The 24,308-nt window shown below is 71.3% G+C and carries 23 protein-coding genes; 10 read left to right on the top strand and 13 right to left on the bottom strand.

The genetic code is table 11. The features are described 5' to 3' along the window. Positions 1-24: 24 nt before the first annotated feature. Complete coding sequence (locus ACZ4EG_RS23415) at positions 25-630, bottom strand: Rv1733c family protein (RefSeq protein ID WP_467791933.1); 606 nt, start codon at positions 628-630, stop codon at positions 25-27. A 316-nt stretch (positions 631-946) separates the two neighbouring features. On the opposite strand from ACZ4EG_RS23415, the gene ACZ4EG_RS23410 reads away from it, so the two are divergent. After that, complete coding sequence (locus ACZ4EG_RS23410; protein ID WP_467791932.1) at positions 947-1,816, top strand: universal stress protein; 870 nt, start codon at positions 947-949, stop codon at positions 1,814-1,816. Positions 1,817-1,904: 88 nt separating this feature from the next. After that, positions 1,905-3,395, top strand: a complete 1,491-nt coding sequence (locus tag ACZ4EG_RS23405) for a bifunctional aminoglycoside phosphotransferase/ATP-binding protein (RefSeq protein WP_467791931.1) — start codon at positions 1,905-1,907, stop codon at positions 3,393-3,395. Positions 3,396-3,416: 21 nt separating this feature from the next. Here the strand turns inward: ACZ4EG_RS23405 and ACZ4EG_RS23400 are convergent, their stop codons facing one another. The 5 genes from ACZ4EG_RS23400 to acsA are packed head-to-tail and all read right to left on the bottom strand — an operon-like array spanning position 3,417 to position 9,003. Then, positions 3,417-3,692, bottom strand: coding sequence for an acyl carrier protein (locus ACZ4EG_RS23400; RefSeq protein WP_390707838.1), 276 nt, complete (start codon positions 3,690-3,692; stop codon positions 3,417-3,419). Positions 3,693-3,697: 5 nt separating this feature from the next. Then, positions 3,698-5,089 (bottom strand): 2-oxo acid dehydrogenase subunit E2, encoded by a 1,392-nt coding sequence (locus ACZ4EG_RS23395; protein ID WP_467791930.1) that lies wholly within the window; start codon positions 5,087-5,089, stop codon positions 3,698-3,700. 1 nt (position 5,090) lies between these two features. Beyond that, positions 5,091-6,161 carry an alpha-ketoacid dehydrogenase subunit beta gene (locus ACZ4EG_RS23390; protein WP_467791929.1) on the bottom strand — a complete coding sequence of 357 codons (1,071 nt, stop codon included), beginning with the start codon at positions 6,159-6,161 and terminating at the stop codon, positions 5,091-5,093. Beyond that, a complete protein-coding gene (pdhA, locus tag ACZ4EG_RS23385) occupies positions 6,158-7,183 on the bottom strand; it encodes a pyruvate dehydrogenase (acetyl-transferring) E1 component subunit alpha (RefSeq protein WP_453549227.1) in 1,026 nt (341 codons plus the stop codon). Before pdhA ends, ACZ4EG_RS23390 begins: the two co-directional genes overlap by 4 nt. Next, positions 7,180-9,003 (bottom strand): acetate--CoA ligase, encoded by a 1,824-nt coding sequence (gene acsA, locus ACZ4EG_RS23380; RefSeq protein ID WP_467791928.1) that lies wholly within the window; start codon positions 9,001-9,003, stop codon positions 7,180-7,182. Before acsA ends, pdhA begins: the two co-directional genes overlap by 4 nt. 281 nt (positions 9,004-9,284) lie before the next feature. Between acsA and ACZ4EG_RS23375 the strand changes: the two genes are divergently transcribed. The 6 genes from ACZ4EG_RS23375 to ACZ4EG_RS23350 are packed head-to-tail and all read left to right on the top strand — an operon-like array spanning position 9,285 to position 14,495. Continuing rightward, positions 9,285-10,460 (top strand): 4Fe-4S dicluster domain-containing protein, encoded by a 1,176-nt coding sequence (locus ACZ4EG_RS23375; RefSeq protein ID WP_467791927.1) that lies wholly within the window; start codon positions 9,285-9,287, stop codon positions 10,458-10,460. Beyond that, positions 10,457-10,915 carry a Crp/Fnr family transcriptional regulator gene (locus ACZ4EG_RS23370; RefSeq protein WP_453549234.1) on the top strand — a complete coding sequence of 153 codons (459 nt, stop codon included), beginning with the start codon at positions 10,457-10,459 and terminating at the stop codon, positions 10,913-10,915. The genes ACZ4EG_RS23375 and ACZ4EG_RS23370 overlap by 4 nt, the downstream gene beginning before the upstream one ends. After that, a complete protein-coding gene (locus ACZ4EG_RS23365) occupies positions 10,912-11,730 on the top strand; it encodes an FAD/NAD(P)-binding protein (RefSeq protein ID WP_453549236.1) in 819 nt (272 codons plus the stop codon). The genes ACZ4EG_RS23370 and ACZ4EG_RS23365 overlap by 4 nt, the downstream gene beginning before the upstream one ends. A 1-nt stretch (position 11,731) precedes the next feature. Continuing rightward, a complete protein-coding gene (locus ACZ4EG_RS23360) occupies positions 11,732-12,649 on the top strand; it encodes an NADH-quinone oxidoreductase subunit B family protein (RefSeq protein WP_467791926.1) in 918 nt (305 codons plus the stop codon). Beyond that, positions 12,646-13,992, top strand: coding sequence for a Ni/Fe hydrogenase subunit alpha (locus ACZ4EG_RS23355; protein WP_467791925.1), 1,347 nt, complete (start codon positions 12,646-12,648; stop codon positions 13,990-13,992). The genes ACZ4EG_RS23360 and ACZ4EG_RS23355 overlap by 4 nt, the downstream gene beginning before the upstream one ends. Beyond that, positions 13,989-14,495, top strand: coding sequence for a hydrogenase maturation protease (locus tag ACZ4EG_RS23350; protein ID WP_467791924.1), 507 nt, complete (start codon positions 13,989-13,991; stop codon positions 14,493-14,495). The genes ACZ4EG_RS23355 and ACZ4EG_RS23350 overlap by 4 nt, the downstream gene beginning before the upstream one ends. A gap of 15 nt (positions 14,496-14,510) precedes the next feature. Here ACZ4EG_RS23350 and ACZ4EG_RS23345 read toward each other — a convergent pair whose 3' ends face one another. Further along, positions 14,511-16,967 carry a SpoIIE family protein phosphatase gene (locus ACZ4EG_RS23345; protein ID WP_467791923.1) on the bottom strand — a complete coding sequence of 819 codons (2,457 nt, stop codon included), beginning with the start codon at positions 16,965-16,967 and terminating at the stop codon, positions 14,511-14,513. A 236-nt stretch (positions 16,968-17,203) separates the two neighbouring features. On the opposite strand from ACZ4EG_RS23345, the gene ACZ4EG_RS23340 reads away from it, so the two are divergent. Further along, positions 17,204-17,647 (top strand): universal stress protein, encoded by a 444-nt coding sequence (locus ACZ4EG_RS23340; RefSeq protein ID WP_453549246.1) that lies wholly within the window; start codon positions 17,204-17,206, stop codon positions 17,645-17,647. Between the two features lie 32 nt (positions 17,648-17,679). Here the strand turns inward: ACZ4EG_RS23340 and ACZ4EG_RS23335 are convergent, their stop codons facing one another. The 6 genes from ACZ4EG_RS23335 to ACZ4EG_RS23310 are packed head-to-tail and all read right to left on the bottom strand — an operon-like array spanning position 17,680 to position 23,597. Next, positions 17,680-18,336 (bottom strand): potassium channel family protein, encoded by a 657-nt coding sequence (locus ACZ4EG_RS23335; RefSeq protein WP_467791922.1) that lies wholly within the window; start codon positions 18,334-18,336, stop codon positions 17,680-17,682. Then, positions 18,333-18,992 carry a potassium channel family protein gene (locus ACZ4EG_RS23330; protein ID WP_467791921.1) on the bottom strand — a complete coding sequence of 220 codons (660 nt, stop codon included), beginning with the start codon at positions 18,990-18,992 and terminating at the stop codon, positions 18,333-18,335. Before ACZ4EG_RS23330 ends, ACZ4EG_RS23335 begins: the two co-directional genes overlap by 4 nt. Then, positions 18,989-21,904 (bottom strand): cation-translocating P-type ATPase, encoded by a 2,916-nt coding sequence (locus tag ACZ4EG_RS23325; protein ID WP_467791920.1) that lies wholly within the window; start codon positions 21,902-21,904, stop codon positions 18,989-18,991. The genes ACZ4EG_RS23330 and ACZ4EG_RS23325 overlap by 4 nt, the downstream gene beginning before the upstream one ends. Then, positions 21,894-22,352, bottom strand: coding sequence for a CBS domain-containing protein (locus ACZ4EG_RS23320; protein WP_467791919.1), 459 nt, complete (start codon positions 22,350-22,352; stop codon positions 21,894-21,896). The genes ACZ4EG_RS23325 and ACZ4EG_RS23320 overlap by 11 nt, the downstream gene beginning before the upstream one ends. A gap of 35 nt (positions 22,353-22,387) precedes the next feature. Then, the gene (locus tag ACZ4EG_RS23315; protein WP_467791918.1) at positions 22,388-23,266 is read right to left on the bottom strand and encodes a universal stress protein; all 879 of its coding nucleotides are present in this window, start codon (positions 23,264-23,266) and stop codon (positions 22,388-22,390) included. After that, positions 23,250-23,597 carry a DUF1918 domain-containing protein gene (locus tag ACZ4EG_RS23310; protein ID WP_467791917.1) on the bottom strand — a complete coding sequence of 116 codons (348 nt, stop codon included), beginning with the start codon at positions 23,595-23,597 and terminating at the stop codon, positions 23,250-23,252. The genes ACZ4EG_RS23315 and ACZ4EG_RS23310 overlap by 17 nt, the downstream gene beginning before the upstream one ends. A 228-nt stretch (positions 23,598-23,825) precedes the next feature. Between ACZ4EG_RS23310 and ACZ4EG_RS23305 the strand changes: the two genes are divergently transcribed. Beyond that, entirely contained in the window at positions 23,826-24,248 is a 423-nt protein-coding gene (locus ACZ4EG_RS23305) for an Hsp20/alpha crystallin family protein (RefSeq protein WP_263204720.1), read from the top strand. The last annotated feature ends 60 nt before the right edge of the window (positions 24,249-24,308 follow it).

Genomic DNA, 24,308 nt, shown 5'->3' with positions numbered 1-24,308 from the left:
TTCCTCCTCACTGCGGCCCATCGGTCACCGGCGGAAGCGCGCGGACCACAGCGGCTCCACCAGGTCCCATTCGGTGTCCCACTGCGCGTACCTTCTCCGGTTCAGCGCCAGGCGCAGGGCTGCCCGTACGGCGTAGACCCCGGCGACCACTCCGAGCGCCGCCAGGACACCCACGAACCAGCCGTTGGCCTTCGCGGTGACCGCGTTCATCGGTGCACCGGTCATGTCTCCGTCCCGGTTCACCCACACCCGCACCGTGGCACCCTTGGGCGTTCCCGGTTCAACGAAAGTGGCTCCCGTCCGCGCGATGCCGTTCGGCTCGGTCCAGCGGATCCGCGCCGGTTGCCTCGACACAGAGTCATCGCCCGGCACGTCGGACATCACTCGGGCGGCAACCTCGTGTCGTTCCGCAACCTGGGCGTGCACGGTGCGCAGGGATGACTCGTACGCCGTCAGCCCCGCACCGAGCGCGGCCGCCGGCACTCCGAGGACCAGGACGAGCATCAGTACCCGGCCGAACCAGGATTCGAACCTGTCGGACGTACGCCTCAGCGGGTTCGTCCCATGGGGTGCGTCCCCCTTGGGGGGCCGGGGCGGACCGGATGCGGACGGCGAACCGTGTGCGCTCATGATGCGGCCTCCAGCACGTTGCTGGTCCGTTCCCCCTCGTCCACAGTCGAACAGCAGTGGGCTCCGGTCACCGGGCCGAAGGTCCCTGTGGACCGGCGTCCGGCCCCGAGGGGGGTCCGTCGTCACGGTCCGCCTCTGACACCGCTTCCAGCAGCGCCCGGCGTGCCGCCGGGTCCACATGCGCCGCGGAGGGGATCGGGGTGATGCTCGAATGAGAGAACGCACCGCGTTCGGCACAGGGCGATGTCCGGGCCGGCCACTCGAACGGAGTCGTCCACCGTCATTTCCAGCGTCTTACGAGACGGAGGCCGCCGCCATGCAACCAGCCGTCACCGTGGGCCTCGACGGCTCGCCCGAGAGCCTTGCCGCTGCCCGCTGGGCCGCGGACGAGGCCGAGAAGCGCAAGCTCACCCTGCGCCTGCTGCACGCGTGGCCGCTGCTGGCGCCGGAACCGGCCCGCGTCCCCGCGGAAGTCGATCAGAACTACTGGGCGAAGCGTCTGGTCCACACCGCGCGAGCCGAGCTCCAGGCGCGCCACCCAGGCCTGTCCATCGTCGGGAATCTGGTGGCCGACGACGCTCAGAACGCCCTGCTCCAAGCGGCGTCGGAGTCGGAGATGACGGTGCTGGGTTCGCGTGGTCTGGAGCCCGTGGAGAGCTACTTCCTGGGTGATGTCAGCATGCCTGTCGCGGCACGGGCGGAGCGGCCGGTGGTGCTGGTCCGCGCCGCACCCCGGGAACAGGGGCCGTCCCCGGTACCCGCGAGCCGTGTCGTCGTGGCCCTGAAACTGCACGGTTCCTCCGACGCCCTGCTCGACTTCGCCCTCCACACCGCTGCGGCCAGAGGCCTTCCCCTCCTGGCCGTCCACGGCCGAAGCGTGCCGCTCCACGCACGGGTGCCCTGGGGCGTGGACCACGAAGTCACCGAAGAGATGACGCGGGATGCGCAGAGGCAGCTGGGCGAGGCGCTCCACCTGTGGCGGGAGAAGTACCCGCGGGTGGACATCGCCGACAGCGTTCGCCTCGCAAACCCCGCCAAGGTCGTCGTACAGGCTGCCGACGGAGCCGCGCTGCTGGTCGTGGGCCGACGCCGGCATCGTCATGGTCTGGCGCCCCACCTGGGTCCCGTGGCGCAGGCCGCCGTTCATCACGGGCGCTGCCCCGTCGCCGTCGTCCCTCATGACTGAGCCCGGCCCGCGCGGGCAGTCGGCGCGGCCGGTACCTCGGACCGATGCGTCCGCGCTCCGGTCCGGTGCCTGCCACGAGGGTCAGCCGATGTCGCGCGCAACGGTGGTCGAGACCCACACCGCGATCGTGCTCTTCGCCGGTGACCGCGCCTACAAGGTCAAGAAACCGGTCGATCTGGAGTTCTTGGACTACACCACGGCTGCGGCTCGCCGGGCCGCATGCGAGCGCGAGGTCACTCTCAACCGCCGCTTCGCGCCCGACATCTACTTGGGCCTGGGCGAGTTCCGCAGCCCTGACGCGAAGGCGCCCGAACCAGTTGTGGTGATGCGCCGCATGCCTGCCGACCGCCGCCTCTCCCACCTGATACGAGAAGGAGCCGCCGTCGACGAAGCCCTTCGGGCCGTCGCCCGGCAACTCGCCGCCTGGCACGCGGACGCGCCCCGCGGCCGCGACGTGGACGAACAAGGCACGCGAGACGCGCTGTTGTCGCGCTGGGAGGCGAGCTTCGCACAGGTCCGCACGCTGGCCGTCGACGGCTTCGGGACCGACGTCGTGGGGGAGACCGAGCGACTGGTCCGGCGCTATCTCGACGGCCGCAAACCGCTGTTCGACTCCCGCATCGAGCAGGGGCGGGTGGTCGACGGCCACGGCGACCTCCTCGCCGAAGACATCTTCTGCCTCGACGACGGCCCTCGCGTCCTGGACTGTCTGGAGTTCGACGACCGTCTCCGCTACGTCGACGGCCTGGACGACGCCGCCTTCCTCGCCATGGATCTGGAACAGCTCGGCGCCCCGGAGGCCGCGGCGTACTTCCTCGCCCAGTACGGCGAGTACTCCGGCGATCCCGCGCCCCCATCCCTGTGGCACCACTACGTCGCCTACCGCGCCTTCGTCCGTGCCAAGGTCTCCCTGATCCAGGCCCGGCAGGGCGCGCCCGGCACCGAGGCGGCGTCGCGGCGGCTGGCCTCGGTGGCTCAGCGCCACCTGCGCGCGTCTGCCGTCTCGCTCATCCTCGTCGGCGGGCTGCCCGGCAGCGGAAAGTCCACCCTTTCCGGAGCGTTGGCCGACCGGCTGGGGGTCACCCTGCTCAGCAGCGACCGCCTTCGCAAGGAGCTTGCCGGTATCCCCGAGGACCAGTCCGCGGCGGCCGGCTACGGCGAGGGCCTGTACACACCCGAGTGGACGGCCAGGACCTATGCCACCCTGCTCGATCGCGCAGCCGCGCTGATGTCCTCCGGCGAGTCCGTCGTCCTGGACGCCACCTGGTCGGATACAGGACAGCGTGAGGCGGCGCTGCGCGTGGCCGAACGCACCAGCGCCGACCTGGTGGCCCTGCACTGCCATGTGCCGGATGAGGTGTCGGTGGCCCGCCTGAACACGCGCGCCGCCGGCCCCTCCGATGCCGGCCCCGACATCGCCGCGGCCATGGCGGCCAGGGAACCGCCGTGGCCCGAGGCCGTGGCAGTCGATACCAGCGGGCCATTGGAGTCCGCGGTCGCCCGCGCGCTGGCAACCGTACGCCCATGGGGTATCAGCCAGGCCCCGGTCTTCCGCCGCCCCTACATGGAGCCGGACTGAGGCGCACATGTGGCCGTGAACTCACGGCGTGGGGCCGGTCCGATCCTTCGACCTGCCTACCAGGAACCGTACCGTGTCGGACAGCGTGGTCAGTTCGGGGTAGTCCTCCTCGTCGATACGGATTCCGGTGCGTTCGGAGAGCAGTTCCACCAGGCTGAGGAAGTCGAGGGAATCGAGTTCGAGCACATCACGGAACTTGTCGTCCGGTTCCACCCGTGTGAAGTCCGCGTCGGGGACGATCAGGGTGATGGACTCCTTGACCACCGACATGGCTTCCGCCTCGTCCAGGGGTTTCATCCGACTCACAACTCCTCCGGTTTCTGCAGCAGTCGGCCGACCGCCGTCAGGTAGCGCGCCCCCACGGCACCGTCCGTGGCCCGGTGGTCGGCGGCCAGGGTCGCGGTCACCACCGGACGGACACCGAGCATGCCGCCCACGGCCCAGGGCCGCTCGACGACCGCGCCGAAGCCGACCAGGGCGACCTGCGGCGGATGGATGACACCGAACACGGTCTCCACGCCCTGATCGCCGAGATTCGTGACGGTCAGGGTGGCGCCGGACATTTCACTGCCCCGCAGCCGGCCCCGGCGGGCGCGCTGGACCAGGTCCTTGAGGGTGGCCATGAGGACGTCGGGTGACAGTGTGTCGGCGTCGCGGATGACCGGCGCGAGCAGTCCGCCCTGCCGGAGCGACACCGCGACACCCAGGTTGACAGCGGAGCCGGGGACGAACTGGTCGTTCTGCCAGTACCCGTTGAGGCTCGGCACCTCACGTGCCGCCGTAGCGGCGGCCTTCAACAACAGGGCCGCGGGCACGAGGCGCTCGCTGAGCGGACGGCCCCGGTTGAACCGCCGCAGCCACTCCCCGGCCGCCGAGAAGTCGATCGTGGTGGACAGGTAGTAGTGCGGGACCTCTCGCTTGGAGCGGCTCATGAGGTCGGCGATGGCACGGCGCATGGCGTCCGTACGGTGTTCCCCGGCGCTGTCGGTCGGCACGGCGACGCGGCCTTGCTGCTCGCCTTCCCGCCCGCGCGCACCGGCCCGCTCCGGTTCCGGCCGTTCGACACGTGCACGCGTGGCCGTGTGCACATCCGCCGCGCGCACGGCTCCGCCGTCCCCGGTGCCCCGGACCGTCGCCAGGTCGATGCCGAGGTCCCGGGCGAGCCGCCGGGCGTACGGGGTGGCCCGCACCCTCGGCCCAGAGGCGGGCGCAGCGCGCTCCACGTCGGCACGGGTGATCCGTCCGCCGGGTCCGGTGCCGTGCACGGCGGTCAGATCGACGCCCCGTTCCAGCGCGAGGTGCCGTACCAGCGGTCCGGCACCGATCGCTGAGGTGGCCTCTGCAGCCGGCTTCTGCGGGAGTGGTGTGGGGGAGCCCGAGGTGCGCACGGCGTGCCTTGTGTGCTTGTCCCTGGATTCCGTGGCTACGGGCTTCTGGGCGGACCTCGGCTCACGAGGCGTTGCCCCCTCGATCACCGCGAGTGGTGTCCCCACCGGCACCCGAGTCCCCGCCTGGACGAGCAGCCGTCCCACGGTGCCGGACTCGAAGCACTCCACCTCGATGGCCGCCTTGTCGGTTTCCACGACGGCGACGACGTCGCCCTTGTGCACCCGGTCCCCGGGACCCACGAGCCATTCCTGCAGCAGGCCCTCGTCCATGTCCGCGCCGAGCGAGGGCATGGTGAACTCGGCCATCTCAGCTCGACCTCCCGGCGTCCGCCCCCTCGTCCGCACTGGTCGCTAAGGGTTCGCCGACCGCCCGGCGCGCGGCCGTGACGATTCCGGCGGGCTGCGGCAGCGCGGCCTCCTCCAGCCTGCGCGCGTAGGGCATGGGGACTTCGACGCTGCACACCCGTTCGATGGGGGCATCGAGGTCGTAGAAGTGCTGTTCGGTGAGGCGCGCGGAGATCTCCGCGGCGAGACTGCCGCTGCGCCACCCTTCGTCGACGACGACGGCGCGGTGCGTGCGCGCGACCGAGTCGCCGATGGTGGCGTCGTCCAGGGGGCGCAGGGTGCGCAGATCCACGACCTCCGCGCTGATGCCGAGGCTCGCCAGGTCCTCGGCGGCGGCCAGCGCCTTGGGCAGCGAGCCGCCGTAGGTGATCACCGAGACGTCCGTACCGGGTCGGCGAATGGCGGCACGGTCGATGTCGACCGGGCCCGAGTGGGCGGACAACTCGCCCGAGGCGTTGTACAGGCTGCCGTGCTCGAAGATCAGCACGGGGTCGGGGTCGGCCAGCGCCGGGGCGAGCATGTGGCGGGCGTCGGTGATGGTCGCCGGGGCAAGCACGCGCAGGCCCGGGATGTGCGCGTACCAGCCCTCAAGACTGTGCGAGTGCTGCGCGGCGAGCTGCCGTCCGGCGCCCGTGGTCATCCGGATGACGATCGGGACCGGCAGTTGCCCGCCCGACATGTGCAGCAAGGTCGCCGCGTTGTTGAGAATCTGGTCCAGGGCCAGCAGGCTGAAGTTGACCGTCATGATCTCGACGATGGGCCGCATGCCCGCCAGAGCCGCGCCGATGCCGGCGCCGACGAAGGCGGACTCCGACAAGGGGGCGTCGCGGATCCGTTCGGGCCCGAACTCCTCCAGCAGGCCGAGGCTGACGCCGAAGCAGCCGCCGTATCGGCCCACGTCCTCACCCATCAGGAACACCCGCTCGTCGGTCCGCAGGGCCTCGCGCAGGGCCTCCCGCATTGCCTCCCGGTAGGTCGTCTTCTCGCCGGAGGGCGCGGCGGGCCCGGCGGTGGGGGTGTGGGTCGCGGTCATGGCCGGATCGCCTCCACCGGGCTGGTGACGTACTTCAGCAGATCCTCGACGGGCTCTTCGGGAGCCCGCTCGGCGGCCTCCACGGCGCCGTCGATCTCGGCGGCCAGACGGTCCTCCAGGGCGGTGCGGGCTTTGTCGGTCAGCTCCTTGGCTTCCCGCAGCCGCCGTGCGAGCCCTTCGACCGGGTCGCGCTCCTTCCAGCGTTCGATCTCGGCCTTGTCGCGGTATCGGTCGGAGTCGTACATCGAGTGGGCGCGAAAGCGGTAGGTGCGCATCTCCAGGAAGTGCGGTCCGCCACCGGCACGCATACCTTCGGCCGCCCGCCGGGCAGCGTCCTCCACGGCGAAGACGTCCATGCCGTCGACGGCCCAGGAGACCATGCCGTACGCGGCGGCACGCAGCGCGAGGTCGGTCTGGGCCTGGTGACGGGCCAGGGCCGTGCCCATCGCGTACAGGTTGTTCTCGCAGATCAGCAACAGGGGCAGTCCCCAGAGAGCGGCCAGATTGGCCGTCTCGTGGAACTCGCCCTCCGCGAAGGCACCGTCGCCGAAGAAGCAGCAGGTGACCCGGTTGCGGCCGGTCATGCGGTCGGCGAGGGCAAGGCCGGCCGCGAGTGGCAGCCCGCCGCCGACGATCGCGTTGCCGCCGTAGAAGCGCCGGCCGGCGTCGAAGAGGTGCATGGAGCCGCCACGGCCACGGCTGCACCCGGTGGCCTTGCCGAACATCTCCGCCATGATCGCGTCGGCCGGCACCCCGCGGGCGAGCGCATGGCCGTGTTCGCGGTACGTCGACACGACCGCATCGTCGTCCGTGAGGGCCTCGTTGACACCGACGGCCACGGCCTCCTCACCGATGTAGAGGTGCATGAAACCGCGGATGCGGGCCGCGCTGTACAGCTCCACGCAGCGTTCCTCGAACCGACGGACGCGCAGCATCGACTCCAGCAGGGCCAGGCGGTGCGCGGCCTGCGGGTCCGACCGGGCCGAGGGCCGGGGTTTGCGTGGGGTGCGGGTGGTGCTCATGCGGAGGCCTCCGTGGTGTCCCGGGAGGTGACATCCCTCTCCAGGGTGGAGGTGTCGCCCTCGGGCAGGCCCAGCTCGCGCGCTCGCAACAGGCGGCGCATGACCTTTCCACTACGAGTGTGGGGCAGGTGCTCGTCGAAGGCGATCTCTCGTGGTGCCACGGCCGGGCCGAGCCGGCGCCTGGCGAAGCCCAGCAGCTCCTGCCGCGTCCGAATGGTTGCGTCGAAGCCCGGCCGCAGGGTGACGAACGCCTTGACGATGTTCCCGGCGACGGGATCGGGCCGGCCGATCACCCCGGCCTCGGCGACCGCCGGGTGCTCCATCAGGGCGCTCTCGACCTCGAACGGCCCGATGAGGTGCCCCGCCGACTTGATCACGTCGTCGGCGCGCCCGACGAACCAGTACCAGCCGTCCGCGTCGCGTCGTACCAGGTCGCCGGTGAGGTACCAGCTGCCCGCGAAGGCGTCCGCGGTGCGCGGTTCGTCGTGCAGATAGCCGCGGAACATGGACGGCCAGCCGATCCGGAGCGCCAGCTCGCCCTCCACACCGGGCTCCTCCAGCACCGTGACGCCGCCTTCGGTCCGCTCCGCCCGGCCGTCCTCGCCGCGCCGCAACACCGCTGCCTCCACGCCCGGGAGCGGACGCCCCATCGACCCGGGGCGGATCTCGCAGGCGGCAAAGTTCGCGATCATGATGGCGCCGGTCTCGGTCTGCCACCAGTTGTCGTGCACCGGCAGCCCGAGGACGTCCTGCCCCCAGACCACGGCCTCCGGATTGAGCGGCTCACCGACGGAGGCGATGAACCGCAGTGCGCCGAGGTCGAACGAGCGGGGCAGATCGTACGGCCCCGAGCGCGGCGTCGTCCGCATCAGCATCCGCAGTGCCGTCGGCGCCGTGTACCAGACACTGACCCGCTGGTCGGCGAGGATCCGGTACCAGCGGCGGGCGTCGTAGTCACCCTCGTCCACCACGACCGTGACCCCGTGCATGAGCGGTGCGACGATCCCGTAGGACATCCCCGTGACCCAGCCCGGATCGGCCGTACACCAGAACACGTCGTCCTCGTGGAGATCCAGGGCGTACAGCGCGGTCACGTAGTGGGCAACGGCCGCCTCGTGCACGTGCACGGCGCCCTTGGGGGTGCCCGTGGTACCGCTCGTGAAGTGCAGCAGGGCCATGTCGTGGGGCGAGGTCGGCGGAATGGTGAAGGTGTCGGACGCCTCGCTCATCAGCGCGGCGAGCGAAACGGTACCGGGCAGTTCGTCCGCGCCCTCGCCGACGATCAGCACATGGCGCAGGGCGGCAAGTCTCTCGCGTTGCCCGGCGATCTTCCTGCGGTACAGCTCCGCCGTGGTGACCAGTACCTGCGCGTCGCTCAGCGTCAGTCGCTGAGCGATGGGGTCCGGTCCGAAGGCGGAGAACAGGGGACACAGGACGCTGGTGTTCTTGAGCGTGCCGAGGACCACGGTGTACAGCTCGGGACAACGGCCCAGCAGCGTCACCACCCGGTCGCCGTGGCCGATGCCGAGGGTGCGGAGCACGTTGGCGAACCGTGCCGTGGAACGGGCCAGCTCCCCGTACGTCACACAGGTCACGGAGTCGTCCCGCCCGACACAGCGCAGTGCGACGGCCGTGGCGTGGTCCGAAGCCGCGTGCCGGTCCACGGCCTCGTGTGCGATGTTCAGTCCCCGTCCACCGGGCAGTCCCTGCAGGGCGGTGCGCGCCTCCGGCCAGCTGAAGCCGGCACGTACCTTCTCGTAGTCGCCCAGATTCGGCTCGACGCGCGGCGGTGAGGCCTTCCGGATCGTCTCCCATCGCATGGCAGCCACCTTCCTGCGGCCCCTCTTCGACCATCTGCCCGGGGTCGCCCCGCTCGCACTGGGCCGAACGGCCCCCGCGTGTGGCCGGCAAGCCCTATGCGGCTCCGTACGGCCGAGGCGGGGCATCGGCCCTTCCGGGTGGCCGGAGATGAAACGACCCTGGACCTTTGGCCCGCATGGCCCTACCCGTGTGGTGCCGGACGGGAAATCCTGCGTTCGTGGACTGCGTGAGGCAGCGGCGATGCCCGACCTGCCCGGCGCGGTGCTGAAGGAGAACGGCCATGAACGCACGCCCCGACCCGAACGACGCCTCGCCACCCGCGTCCGGCGGGTCGGTGATGGACAAGGACGGCATGGTCGCGCTGGTCGAGGCGTTGGCCGGGCGCGGTTTCACCGTGGTCGGCCCCACCGTGCGCGACGGTGCCATCGTGCTCGCGGAGCTGGAGTCGGCCGACGAACTGCCGTACGGCTGGGGCGTGGAACTCGAAGCCGGGCGGTACCGGCTGCGGGAGCGGGCCGACGGCGCCGCCTTCGCGAACGCGGCGGGCCCCCAGTCGTGGAAGCAGTTCCTGCACCCGGCGAAAGTGCGGCAGTGGCGCGCCGACCGGGTGGGCGAGGAGACGGTGTTCACTGCCGAGGAGACCTCACCTCCGCGGTACGCCTTCCTCGGGGTGCGTCCCTGCGACGCACGGGCCATCGCCATCCAGGACCGGGTGCTCACCGGTGGCGCCCACCGCGACCCCGTGTACGAAGGGCGACGCACCGGAGCGCTGCTCATCGCGGTCGAGTGCACGGAGCCCGGCGACACCTGCTTCTGTGTCTCGATGGGCACGGGACCCGCCGCCCCTCCCGGCTGTGACCTGGTGATCACCGAGGTGGTCGATGACGACGGTCACCGCTTCTGGATCCGCGCCGGCAGCCAGGAAGGCGATGAGATCCTGGCCGAACTGCCCGTCCGGCCGGCCGACCCCGCCACCTGTGCGACGGCTCGCGCCGGTGTCGCCGCCGCCGCGGACCGGATGGGAAGGACCATGCCCGAGGCCGACCTGCGCGAGCTGATGGCCGGCACGCTCGACGCCCCCCGCTGGGACGACGTTGCCGGGCGCTGTCTGACGTGCGGCAATTGCACCATGGTGTGTCCCACCTGCTTCTGCACCACGACCGAGGACGTCACCGACCTCACCGGTGACCACGCGGAGCGGTGGCGCCTGTGGGACTCCTGCTTCGACCTGGACTTCTCCCAGCTGCACGGTGGCCCCGTTCGTACATCCCCGCGCAGTCGCTACCGGCAGTGGATGACCCACAAACTCGGCACCTGGTACGACCAGTTCGGCTCGTCCGGCTGTGTCGGCTGCGGCCGCTGCATCGTGTGGTGCCCCGTGGGCATCGACATCACCGAGGAGGCCGCCGCCCTGCACGACTGGACGCGGTCCGGAGCATCGGGGGAGGCGGCGTGACCGAGCCACCGTCGCCCTTGGACTTCCTCCCGCTCGTACAGCGCGAGCGGTTGCGGGCCGTCGGCTTCGACGTGTCGTTCCCGGCCGGCGCGCGCCTGTTCGACGAGGGCGGGGAGGCCGACCGCTTCTGGCTGCTGCGCCGGGGCGAGGTCGCCCTCGACATCTGCGTTCCCGGCGGACAGCCGGAGGCGGTCATGGAAACGCTGGGCGCGGGCCAGCTGCTGGGCTGGTCGTGGATCTGTCCGCCGCACCGCTGGCACCTCGGTGCCAGGGCGGTGACCGCGGTTCAGGCCACGGAGTTTCCCGCCACCGACGTCCTCGCCCTCTGCGCGGCCGACCCGGAACTCGGATATGCCCTCATGCGCCGCTTCACCGGGGTGGTCGCCGAGCGCCTGCAGGCCACGCGCATCAGGCTGCTGGACCTCTACGCACCCCACGCCGGTGGCCCGCCATGAGCACCGTGACGCCGCCGCTGCCGTACCGGGTCGCCGAGACCCGCGCGGAGACCGCCGACACCCGTTCGCTGGAACTGGTTCCTGCCGGCAGGGAACTCCCGCCCTTCTCGCCGGGCCAGTTCGCGATGCTCTACGCCTTCGGAATCGGTGAGGTCCCGATCTCGGTCAGTGCTCTGCGCGGCCCGCACGGCGGCCTCGTGCACACCGTGCGCGCGGTGGGTGCGGTCTCCGCCGCCCTGTACGACCTGCGGCCGGGCGAGACCGTTGGGCTGCGCGGGCCGTTCGGCACCGGCTGGGACCTGGACGCGGCAGCCGGCCAGGACGTGCTGGTGATCGCCGGCGGTATCGGGCTGGCGCCACTGCGGCCGGTGGTGCACGCGGTCCTTGACCGGCCCGACCTCTACGGTCGGCCGGGGATCCTGGTGGGCACCCGTACCCCTGGCGACCTGATCTACCAAGAGGACATCGAGCGCTGGCGCGACAGAGCCGAGGTGGGGGTGACCGTCGACCGCCCCGGCCCGGGCTGGCACGGCTCGGTGGGGGTCGTCACCACCCTGCTCGACGCCTTCGCGCTCCGGCCGGACCGGACCCACGCGCTGGTGTGCGGGCCCGAGGTGATGATGCGCCACACCGCCCGCACACTGATGGGCCGAGGCCTCGCCGCGCACCGCGTCCAGGTGTCGCTGGAACGCAACATGCGCTGCGCCACCGGCCACTGCGGCCACTGCCAGTTCGGCCCCCTGCTGCTGTGCCGTGACGGACCGGTCGTCGCCTACGACCGCGTGGAACGCCTGCTGGCCGTACGGGAGCTGTGAGATGGAGACCGACCGAGGAACGGCGGACGGCTTGAAACGGCCCACCGACCGAGGAGCGGCGAACACCCGCCCCCTGCCCACGCTCGCCGTATGGAAGTTCGCCTCCTGCGACGGCTGCCAGCTGACCCTGCTCGACTGCGAGGACGAACTGCTCGGCCTCACCGAGCAAGTGCGCGTCGAGCACTTCCTGGAGATGTCCGGTGCCGAGGGCCCCGGCGGGGAGCGCGCGGAGCTGGCCGGCCGCGGACCGTACGACCTCTCCCTGGTCGAGGGCTCGATCACCACGGCCCAGGACGCCGAGCGAATCCAGCACATCCGGCGCATCTCCCGGCGCCTGGTGACCATCGGCGCCTGCGCCACCGCGGGCGGCATCCAGGCGCTGCGCAACTTCGGGGACGTAGACGAGTTCCGCGCCGCGGTCTACGCCCGCCCGGACTACATCGCCACCCTGGAGACCTCGACCCCGATCTCGGCACACGTACCGGTCGACTTCGAACTCCGGGGCTGTCCCATCGACCGCCGCCAGCTCCTCGAAGTCATCACCGCCCACCTGGCCGGACGCAAACCCCAGATCCCCGGCCACAGCGTCTGCTTCGAGTGCAAGAGGCGTGGTACCACCTGCATCACGGTGGCCCACGGCACCCCTTGCCTGGGCCCCGTCACCCACGCCGGGTGCGGTGCCATCTGCCCCGCCTACGGACGCGGCTGCTACGGCTGCTTCGGACCGACCGCCCGCCCCAACCTGCGGTCCATGATCGCGCAGCTGCACCGCGACGGCATGAGCGAGGCGGACATCGTGCGTGTCTTCCGCACCTTCAACGCCGCGTCGCCGGAGTATGCCCCCGTAGCCGATCTCGCGGCCGAGGAGCAGGACACCCCTCGGGCAGGAACGGAAACCGACCCGGAAAGGCCCGCATGAGCCATCGCGAAACCCGCGTCCTGCGGCTGGACGCACTGGCCCGGGTGGAAGGCGAAGCCGCCCTGCACCTGCGCGTCCAGGAGGAGACGGTCACCGAGGCGCGGCTGCGCATCTACGAACCGCCCCGCTTCTTCGAAGCCTTCCTGATCGGCCGCGCCCACACCGAGCCGCCCGACATCACCGCCCGTATCTGCGGCATCTGCCCGGTCGCCTACCAGATGAGCGCCTGCCAGGCGATCGAGAACGCCTGCGGCGTCACCGTGGACGGACCTCTCGCCGAGCTGCGCCGCCTCCTGTACTGCGGCGAATGGATCGAGAGCCACGCCCTGCACATCCACCTCCTGCACGCCCCGGACTTCCTGGGCCGGGCCGATGCCGTCGAACTCGCCCGCGACCAGCGGGCGGCCGTCGAGCGCGGCCTGCGGATCAAACAGACCGGCAACGCGATCCTCGAACAACTGGGTGGACGCCCCATCCACCCGGTCAACGTCCGCGTCGGCGGCTTCTACCGCACACCGGCGCCCGATGAACTCCGCCCGCTTGCCGAACGGCTGCGGCAGGCCCGCGACGACGCACTGGAGACGGTCCGCTGGGTGGCGGCGTTCGACTTCCCGGACGCGGCGAGCGACCATGACCTGCTCGCGCTGTGCGACCCGGGCCGCTACGCCATCGACTCCGGCACACCGACGGCCATCGCCCCCCATGACCGAACGCCGACGCCGCGCGAGTTTCCCGTGCCCGACCTCGAACAGCACGTACACGAAGAGCAGGTGGCGCACAGCACCGCTCTGACCGCCGCGCTCGACGGCCGCCGCTACCTGACCGGCCCACTGGCCCGCTACGCGATCAACGGCCGGTGGCTCCACCCGGTGGCGGCCGAGGCAGCCCGGGAGGCCGGGCTGGGCGATCCCGTGGCCGGCGACGTCTGTGACAACCCCTTCCGAAGCATCGTCGTACGCGCCGTGGAGGTGGTGCAGGCCGTCGAGGAAGCCCTGAGGATCATCCAGGAGTATGAACAACCGCCGCGGCCGGCCCTCGACGTCCGCCCCCGGAAGGCAGTGGGCGCCGGAGCGACCGAGGCGCCCCGCGGACTGCTGTACCACCGCTACGCCCTCGCCGAGGACGGCACGCTCACCGCGGCCCGCATCATTCCGCCCACGGCCCAGAACCAGACGGCCATCGAGGCAGACATCCGCCGGGCCGTCCAGGCGTGCTTGGACCGGCTCGGACCCGCAGTCGACGACGAGGAACTCACCCGGCTGTGCGAGCGGGCCATCCGCAACCACGATCCCTGCATCTCCTGCGCCGCCCACTTCCTCGACCTGACCGTGGAACGCGCATGACCGGACGGGTCGTGGTGATCGGCGTGGGCAACCCCCTCCGCGGCGACGACGGGGCGGGTCCGGCGGTGGTGGAGGCCCTGCGCGGCCGTGTTCCCGACGACATCGTGCTGGCGGTCAGTGACGGCGAACCCGGGCGGATGCTCGAACTGTGGCGCGGCGCCGACACCGCGGTCGTGGTGGAAGCCCTTCGTCTGCATCCGGCCAGGCCGGGGGAACTGCACACCCTGACGGCCGCGGAGGCGGCCGGGCGCGCGAGTGGCACGGCAAGTACGCACGCCTTGGGGCTGGGGGAGTGTCTCGCCCTGGCGGAAGCCCTCGACCTGCTCCCGCCGAAGGTCGTCGTGCACGCCGTGGAGGTGGCCGACGTCGAACTCGGCACGGGGTTGAGCGACCCGGTGAGGTCGGCCCTCCCCGAATTGATCGAGCGCGTGGGTGCCTCCGTACGACGGGCCAGCGAAGGCAAGCACCAACGGCCGGCATCCGGCGGTGCACCCCTGCCGTGAGGATCCCTGCGTTGATCAGATGTCCGGGGCGACAGCCACGGCGTCGTCCGAAGGCGCGGGCAGGTGCTGTTCGGCCCAGATGGTCTTGCCGCGGCCGGTGTGGCGAGTGCCCCATCGGTCGGTGAGCTGGGCGACGAGCAGGAGTCCGCGGCCGCCCTCGTCGGTGGTCCGCGGGTGGCGCAGATGGGGGGCGGCGCTGCTGCCGTCGGTGACCTCGCAGATCAGTGTGCGGTCCCGGATGAGCCGTACCTGGATGGTGCCCGGGGCGTACCGGATGGCGTTGGTGACCAGCTCGCTGACTATCAGCTCCGTGGTGAACGCGAGCTCGGACAGCCCCCAGCTGGTGAGCTGACGGTCGGCCAGGGTGCGGGCGGTGGCAACGATCGCGGGGTCGCTGGGGAAGGTCCACGAGGCGACCTGGTCGTCCCGCAGGACGCAGGTCCGGGCGAGCAGGAGCACGACGTCCTCCGCGGCTCGGCCGGACAGCTGCGAGTAGATCACCGCGTCGCACGCCTCCCGCATACACGCATGCTGCTGGGCCAGGATGCGCCGCAGCCGTGCGACACCTGCGTCCTCGTCCGGCGACCGGCGCACGAGTCCTTCGGTGTAGAGGGCGATCAGAGTCCCCTCCGACAGGCCTGTCTCCCAGGTCTCGAAAGGCAGCCCGTCGCCGCCCAGCGGCGGTCCGGCGGGCGCGTCGGCCGACGCCACGTGCCCGTCGGGGTGGGCAAGGAGCGGGGCGGGATGCCCGGCTCGGGCCACGACGAGATGCCGGCTCACGGGGTCGTAGACCGCGTAGGCACAGGTGGCGGTGGTGGGCTGAACGTCCAGCGGGTCGTTGGCGGCGGCCAAACGGCCCTCCTCGGCGAGCCGGACCATCAGGTCGTCCAGGTGCGCCAGCACCTCGTCGGGGGACAGGTCCAGGGCGGCCAGGGTGTGAGTTGCGGCGCGCAGCCGGCCCATGGTCGCCACGGCACGCATGCCGTGCCCCGACACGTCCCCCACCACCAGTGCGATGCGTGCGCCGGACAGCGGGATGACGTCGTACCAGGGGACGTCGTACCACGGCCCTCCGGCGTGACCCGGCAGATAGCTGAAAGCCGCCTCGACGGCATTCTGGTCGGGCAGCCGGCCCGGCAGCAGACTGTTCTGCAAGACGAGGGCGGCAGTGTGCTCGCGTGTGTAGCGGCGGGCGTTGTCCAGGCCCAGGGCAGTGTGCGCGGCGAGTTCGGCGACGATGGTCAGGTCGTCCTCGTCGAAGGGCTCGGACGTCACGGAGCGGTAGAAGCTGGCGACCCCGAGCACCACGCCGCGGGCGACCAGCGGCACGACCATCATCGAGTGCACTTGCGCGGCGCGCATGCGGTCCGCCCGGAGCGGATCGTGCGCCAGCCATGTGTCGTCGTCCCTGACCTTCCGGATCAGGCGGGGCCGCATATCGGCCAGGCATTGGGTGAGCGGTGTCGGGAAGCCGTAGGAGGCCTTCTCGCCGGTGGCGTAAGCGGGCTGAAGGCCGGAGGCCTCGATCGCGCGGAATGCGGTGCGCCGGAACGTGACCTCGTAGGGCACCGGTCCGGGCTCGGGTGCCTCGCCCCGGTAGACGGAGTCGAGCACGTCCACGCTGACGGCGTCGGCCACGCGGCCCACCACGGTCTCGGCCAGCTCCTCCGCGGTACGGGCGAGGTCCAGGGTCGTGCCGATGCGCATGCTGGCGTCGTTGAGGAGTTCGAGCCGCGCTCGGTACCGGTAGCGTTCGGTGACGTCTATGGCCAGGCTCGCCACACCCATGGGTTCTCCGGCGCGATTGCTCAGCCGGAACGCCGACAGGGAGAACAGGTGTTCTCTGTGTGGATCGGCGGGCGGATACCCCGGCTGGACGAAGTCGATGACCGGCTCTCCCGTGCTCAGGACGTGCCGCAGCAAATGCTCGACGGTGTCGGTCACTACGGTGGGCGCGACCTCGCGTGCCGGTCTTCCGATGACGTCCTCGGCGCGTACGTCGCGCATTCCGGGCGAGGCGGTGTTGAACCGCACCAGACGCAGTTCGGTGTCGAGGACGTGCAGTCCGATCGGTGACTCGGTCACCAGTGCGTCCATCACCGCCCGGTCGAAGTCGCCGGGATCCGTACCGCGCGTGGCGGCGAGGAACACCGCCCAGGTCACCGGGCCCTCGGGCCCGATGTGCGGCGACATCCACCACTCGATGTCGACCGGCAGACCGGACTGGTCCCGCAGGCGCACCCGGCAGCCGCCGCTGACCGGCGGCGTCGGCGGAACGTCTCCCTCGCCGTCCTTGTCCGGCCGGACGAAGAGCGACGTCAGCGGTCGGCCCACCATCTCCTCGCGCCGGTGACCGAGCAACGTCTCGGCTTCCCCGGTCCACTCGGTGATCACCCCGTCGGCGTCCAGGAGGACCCTGGCCGGCGATGCGGCCGTTGCGTCACCGCCGGGCCTCTTGCCTGAAGTGGTCATGACAGCCCTCCCGTCGCCGGGGGTCCGCGGCGACGCCTGGGTAGGCACCGCCCCACCGGGACCACGCCGGGCCGGTGTCACTCCTTCAGGGTGGCAGGCGACCGGTCCGCTCGGCATCTCGAGTCCCCGTCATGCGCCCGGAGGCGCATCTCTCGCGGTTTGGCGAGGCCTCGCACAGCGTGGAGACGAAGGGCGACCGGTCGGGCGGCGTGAGGGCCGTGGGAGAGGTGGGACAGATGGACAACGATGCCACCGAGACGAGGGTCGTGGTCGGTGTCGACGGATCGGGGTCCTCGTACGCGGCCCTGCGCTGGGCCGTTCGCTACGCGGGGCTCGTGGGCGGCACCGTGCACGCGGTCTCCGTATGGGAGCTGCCGGGCCTGTACGGCTGGTCGGCACCCGCCGTCGACCTGGACGCGGACGTGGACGATGCCCGGCAGCGGATGCAACAAGAACTCAGCGAAGTGCTGGGCGCGGACGCGGCCGGGCAGGTCAAGAATCACCTGGTGCACGGCAACGCCGCCGACGTCCTGCTGCGGGCCGCGGAGGGAGCGGAGGTCCTGGTGGTGGGCAGCCGGGGGAGAGGCGGGTTCACCCGCGCCCTGCTCGGTTCCGTCAGCCAGCACGTGTCGCACCACGCCCCCTGCCCGGTCGTGATCGTGCGCGGCGAGACGTCGTGACCTCGGCCGGGGCGCGGGACGGCCCGGACCGGTCACTGGAAGACCGCATGGATCTCCTGCTCGGTGGCCTCGTGCGAGACGAGCAGGACTTCGTCCCCCGGCAGGAGTCGCTCATCGGGGCGCGGCACCGTGGGACGTCCCTCGCGGACGACGGTGGCGACCACGGTTCCGGCGGGCAGCGTGATCTCACCCAGCAGGCGCCCCGCGGCTCGGGAGTCCTCGGTGATCGCTGTCTCGATGACTTCGACGCCCGCCTTGCTCAGCCGCAGCAGTGCCACCGTGTCGGTGGCACCGGTGGCCTCCTCGACGAGTGAGATCAGCGGGGTGGCGGCGGGCACGGGTACGTCCACGCCCCACTGCGGGCCGAAGAGCCAGGCGTTCTCCGCATCGTTGACGCGCGCCGCCACTCGTCCCACACCGAACTGGCGCTTGGCGAGCAGGCTGATGACGAGGTTGTCCTCGTCCCGCCCGGTGGCGGCCACGACGAGGTCGCAGGTCAGCGCACCCGCATGCGCCAGGAGCGCGGGCTCGCAGGCGTCCCCGGCCACGAGGTTGACCGATGGCATGCCTGCCAGTTCCGCGAAGCGGCCCTCGTCGTGCTCGATGAGGGTGACGTCGTTGCGTGCGGCGGAGAGAACCTGGGCGAACTGGGTTCCGAGGCGGCCCGCGCCCGCGATCAGGACCTTCACGTTCCCAGCTCCTTGTCGAGGAAGCCGCGCAGACGGCTGAGCGCGGTCGCGGCGACGGCGAAGGTGACCAGGTCGCCGGGCTCGACGAGGACACCATGGGCGGGCAGCAGCGAGCGTCCGCCGCGGGTGATCTCCACGACGCGGATCTCCCCGTCGACGTCGAACTCGGTCGGCCGGCGTCCGGTGAGATAGGCCGGCAGCTGGGAGCGAACCAGAAGGGTCTCGCCGTTCCCGAAGGAGAGTTCCGGCGTGAGGTGCCGGTGCAGCAGCATCTGGTGAATACGGCCGACGGCCCAGCGGACGCTGGAGATTGTTGGGATGCCCAGGTCACGGTAGATGTCGGCGCGGCTCGGGTCGTGGACGCGGGCGAGGACGACCGGAACCCGGTACGTCTCCTTGGCGGTGCGGGCGCTGACGATGTTGCTGTTGTCTCCCGAGGTGACCGCGACGCACGCGTCCGCGTGGACGATTCCGGCCGCTTCCAGCACGGAGCGGCTGAAGCCGTTGCCCACGTGGAAGGTGCCGGGGAAGCTCGGTGGCAGCAGCCTGCCCGCCTTGGGCAGCCGGTCGACGACATGCACGTCATGGCCCTCGGTCACAAGCTGCGCTGCGAGGGTGGAACCGACCCGGCCGCAGCCCACGATGACCACTCTCATCGTGTCCCTCCCTTCGGGGACGTCCTTCGGTGCCGGAGCACCCACTTACGGGCTTCCTCGGCGGCCAGCAACAGTGCCCCGAGCCCGGCGAGAACCGCCCAGTCGGCGGGTGCCAGCGGCGCGGTATTGAAGATCGCCTGCAGCGGCGGCGCGTAACTGATGGCGGCCATCAGCGCGATACCCACGCAACCGGCGCCGATCAGCCAGGGGTTGGACAGCAGACCTGCCCGGAACACGCTCTGCCGGTCGGTGCGTACCGCGAGGGCGTTGAAGAACTGACTGACGACGATGCCGGCCTGGACCATGGTGATCGCTTCCCGGTAGACGGGATCGTCCCTGGTGAAGTCCGCGTACGGGATGCCGGAGGCGTGGATGTGCCAGAAGAACACGGCACACACGCCGAGGGCCTGGATACCGCCGAGGAAGAGGATCCGGCCCATGACGGCGGTCGAGAAGAGCCGTTCCCGGCGCGGTCGCGGCGGGCTGTCCATGACGTCGGCTTCCATCGGCTCGGCGCCCAGCGCGAGCGCGGGCAGTACATCGGAACCCAGGTCGATGGCGAGAATCTGCACGGCCGTGATCGGCACCAGCGGGAAGCCGGCGAAGGTCGCCGCCAGGATCGGCACCAGTTCGGCGATGTTGTGGCTGAACAGGTAGATCAGGAACTTGCGGATGTTGCGGTAGACGGAACGGCCCAGCCCCACCGCGGTGGTGATGGAGGCGAAGGAGTCGTCGAGCAGCACCATCACAGCCGCCTCACGGGCGACGTCCGTGCCCGAGGCGCCCATGGCGACGCCGATGTCCGCGTGTTTCAGGGCGGGCGCGTCGTTGGCGCCGTCCCCGGTGACGGCGACGACCTCACCGCGCCGCTGCAGCGCGGTGACCACGCGCATCTTGTGCTCGGGACTGACCCGGCACAGGAGCAGTTCGGTGGAGCCCGCCAGTAGCGCGTCCAGACCGCCGTCGTCCAGTGCGTCCACCTGCGCGCCCGTCACCACGGTCGGCGCCGGTCCCCGGACGATGCCGACGCGGCGGGCGACGGCCTCCGCGGTCAGAGGATGGTCGCCGGTGACCATGACGATGCGGATCCCGGCCCGTCGGCACGCGTCCACCGCGTCCCGCACCTCCGGGCGTGGCGGGTCGTACATTCCGGCGAGCCCCAGCAGGGTGAGCTCCGATTCGACGTCTCCGAGCGCGGGGCGAGGACTCGTCACCCTCCGCCGGGCGACCGCCAGCACGCGCAGGCCCTGCCCGGCCATGTCGTCCGCGGCCGCGACCACCTCGGCGCGGGCGGCTTCCGTGAGCGGCGTCCGTATGCCGTCCCGGTCGATGGCGTCGCAACGGGCGAGCAGTTCCAGGGGCGCGCCCTTGACACACGCGTCGTACCTGCCGCCCTCGTCGCGATGCACGGTGCTCATCAGCTTGCGGACGGAGTCGAAGGGATACTCAGCCACGCGCGGTGTCCGGGCCTCCTCCACCGCCGGATCCAGGCCTGCCTTCATGGCGGCCACCAGAAGTGCGCCCTCAGTGGTGTCGCCGAGCACCCGCCAGCCGTCATGTCCGGTGGGCGGCACCAGCCGGGCGTTGCTGCACAGAGCCGCCGTCCGCAGCAGCTCCCGCACGGACCGTGCCCCGGCGACCTCACCGACCGGCGCATACCCCACCCCCGCCACAGCGTGCGACACACCGTTCGCCCACACGCGTACGACGGTCATCTCGGCCTGCGTGAGGGTTCCCGTCTTGTCGGTGCACACCACGCTCGTCGAGCCGAGCGCCTCCACCGCCAGCAGCTGCTTGACCAGCGCGTGCCGACGGGCCATACGGCGCACACCGATCGCCAGCGACACCGAGAGCGTCGCCGGCAGACCCTCCGGAACGAGGGCGACCATGACCCCGAGCGAGAACACGAACGTGTCGACGAACGGCTGCCCGCTGGGCACCCGCACCGCGAACAGGGCGGCCCCGGTCGCCAGCGCGACGCCGGCCACGCGGCGGGCCATGGCCGCGACCTGGCGCTGCAGTGGGGTCTTCTGTCGCGGTGCCGCGGCGGTGAGGCGGAAGATCCTCCCGAACTCGGTGGCCGTCCCGGTGGCGGCCACGACCGCCTTGCCTGTGCCCGCGACCACGTCGGTACCCATGAACACGCAGTTGCGCGCCTCCAGCGGCGGCCCCACGGGCACCGGCCCGGCGACCCGTGCGACGGCATCGCTCTCGCCGGTCAGTGCCGCGTTGTTGACAGCGACGTCGTGCGCCTCGACCAGCCGGCAGTCGGCCGAAACCGCGTCTCCGGCCTCCAGAAGCACGACATCCCCGGGAACCAGATCCCGAGCGGGTCGTTCCCGTGGCTCCCCGTCCCGCAGCACCCGGCAGATGTGCGGCACCATCGCCTGCAACGACTCGGCCGTGCGCTCGGCGGAGTACTCCTGCGCGAAACCGATGCCCGCGTTCAGGAGAACCACGCCGAGGATGGCCAGGGCCAGCTGAAGCGTTGCCGGATCCCGGGGCCGCTCCAGTGCGTAGGCGAGGAAGGTGATCGCCGAGGAGACGAGCAGCACCACCGCGAAGAGGTCGGTGAACTGTGCGAGCAGTTGCCTCCACACATGCCGACGGCCCACGCCGGGCAGCTCGTTGGGGCCGTAGCGGGCCAGCCGCGCGGCGGCCTCGGCCGCCGTGAGCCCGCGCGGGGAACCGTCCAGAGCGGTGAAGACGTCCGAGACGGGCAGAGACGGGATGGACGGGATGGACGGGATGGACGGGATGGACGGGATGGACGGACCGGGGGCGCCGCCCCGGTCCCGGGATGGGCCGGCGGCCGAGGCCGGGGTGCCCGCGGGCGGGCCACCGGAGTGCAGCGCCGTCGTCCCGGGCACGCGACGCGGGATCGCTCCCCGCTCGGCCGGTTCAGGGCTCATGGCGGGCGCCCGCCGCCGAGGGCGGCCCCGGTGGCTCCTGGAGCACGCTCCAGGCGATCGGTCCGAGCAGGTCGGCCAGCCGCCGGAACACGTCCAGGAACAGGTCGTCGATCGTCAATACCCCCACCACCCTGCCGCCGTCGAGGACCGGCAGGCGGCGTACGCCGGTGCGGCGGAACATCCTGTAGGCCACCTGAAGGTCGTCGTCCGCGTCGACCGTGGCCACCTCGGCCGTCATCACCGCATCCACCGGCGCCTCCCGGCCCAGGCCACCACCCAGGCCGCGTACGGCGAGGTCGCGGTCGGTGATGATGCCGCGCAGCGTTCCGCCCTCGACGACGAGAACGGAGCCGACGGCGGACTCGGTCATCCGCCGGGTCACCTCAAGCAGGGAGACGTGAGGCGTGACGGACACCGCAGGGGCGGTCATGACCTCGGAGACCTTCATGCGTCCCTTCCCTCCAGGGCGTGCAGGCCTCGTCCTCACGTCGGCTTCGACGGAACGGCGATGACGGGGCAGCGGGCGTGGTGCAGCACTCCCTGGCTGACCGAGCCCAGCAGCATGCCGGTGAAGCCTCCGTGGCCGCGGGTCCCCACCACCAGGCCCAGCGCGTGGGCGGAGGCGTCGGTGAGCACCTGCACGGGATGCCCGACGACCAGTTCGTGGTGGAGGTTCACCTCCGGGTAGCGGGCGTGGCGGCCGGCCACGGTCTCGTGGAGCAGTCGGCGTGCTTCCTGCTGCGGGGCGTATTCGTCGAAGATCCTCAGGGGGCCCGCCCCCCAGACGTACAGGGCGCGCAGCTCGGCGCCACGCAGGGCCGCCTCCTCGAATGCCACGTCGACCGCGGCGGCCGAGTGTTCGCTGCCGTCGACGCCGACGACGTAGTACGCGGGCTGCTGGGTGATGTGCTCCGGCTCGGGTACGACGACCACGGGGCACTGCGCGTGGGCCATGACCGGCAGGGCGACCGAGGCGGAGCCGAACACTTCTTGGACCCGGCTCAGATGTCGCGAGCCCAGCACGACAGCCGTTGCGTCGCGGCTCTGCTCACACAGCGCGCGCACGGCGTCGCCCTCGGCGAGCACAGCGTTCACCTCGACCAGCGGGTGCCGCGCACTGACGAAGTCCACGGCTTCATCGAGCACCTGCCTTCCGGCCTTGTGCAGCGCCTCTTCCCATTCCTCCCAGGTCGGCATTTCGCGCAACCGATAGCCCCTGGTCGGCACGCCTCCGACGTGGAGCGGACGCAACGGCAGCCGACGGCGGGCGGCCTCGTCCGCCGCCCAGGCCAGCGCCATCTGTCGGCCGGGGTCGGGATCGACGCCCACCACGATAGGCCGGCGATCACCGGGCCGCGACATGGCGGCCTCCCGCCAGGGGCTCGTCGGGAGCCGGCGACGCGTGCGCGGACGTGCTTGCCGGGTGCGGCTCGGGCGTCAGATGCCTGATGTAGGCGTCGGGTCCTGGGAAGTACAGGGTCACCCGCCCGTCCTCGGCCCAGCGGACGTCGTACGGCGGGCTGCCGTCCGGATGGTGGAGCCCCACGATCTCGCCGTCCCGTGCGACGACCCCGGCCGTGGTGCCGCGCACGACGATCTCGTCGCCCACGCGGGCGCGCATCGAGGCGCCGGTCTCGGCTGCGGTCCTCGGCGCGGCCCGGTCGTTCCTTCTTTTCGGTGCGGGAGCGGACATATCGCTCGCCTCCTCCCTGCGGTGGCGCGAAGCAGTGCCGCTGATCTCATGCAAGACCTGGCGTGGTCAGGGTTTCCAGGGGCCATTGGTCCTCGTCTCGTCCCTGTCGGCCCATCATGGGGGGACTTCAGGGACCGTGCCATGGGCTGTTCGGACTTAGCGGTACGGGCCTGTACGTGCTGGACTGGAGGTGTTGGCAGGCTGGACAACCGCCGAGGAGGTACGGCGATGGCCACACTGGCACGCAGGCAGAAGTTCGCGTTCCCGGAGTTGCCGGACTGGTTCGAGAACCTTCCGGCCCGGTTCGCGATGCCCACGATGGGTGACCTGTACACGATTCGCATCGAGGACTTCATCGAGGACGACCGCTACGTGATGCGAGCGGAGCTTCCGGGCATGGCCCCCGGGGACCTCGACGTCTTCATCAGTGACGGCGTCCTGACCGTTCAGGCCGAACGCACCGAGAAGGAAGTCACGAAAACCCACAACGAGATCCGGTACGGCACGATGAGCCGCAGCGTGACGCTGCCGCCGGGCGCCGACGAGGACGACGTCAAGGCCGACTACACCGACGGCATGCTCACTGTCAGCGTCGGCCTGGGCGCCGAGAAGGCGGAGGCCAAGCACATCGAGATCCAGCAGGGCAACTGACGACAGTTGCCCGCAAGGTGGCGGGCTCGGGCAGGGGCCCGCCATCGTCCTGCGCTTCTC

This window comes from Streptomyces sp. NPDC025638 (assembly GCF_055558775.1).
Note: the sequence above shows the minus strand (reverse complement) of the source record. Positions and strands in the feature narration are given on the sequence as shown.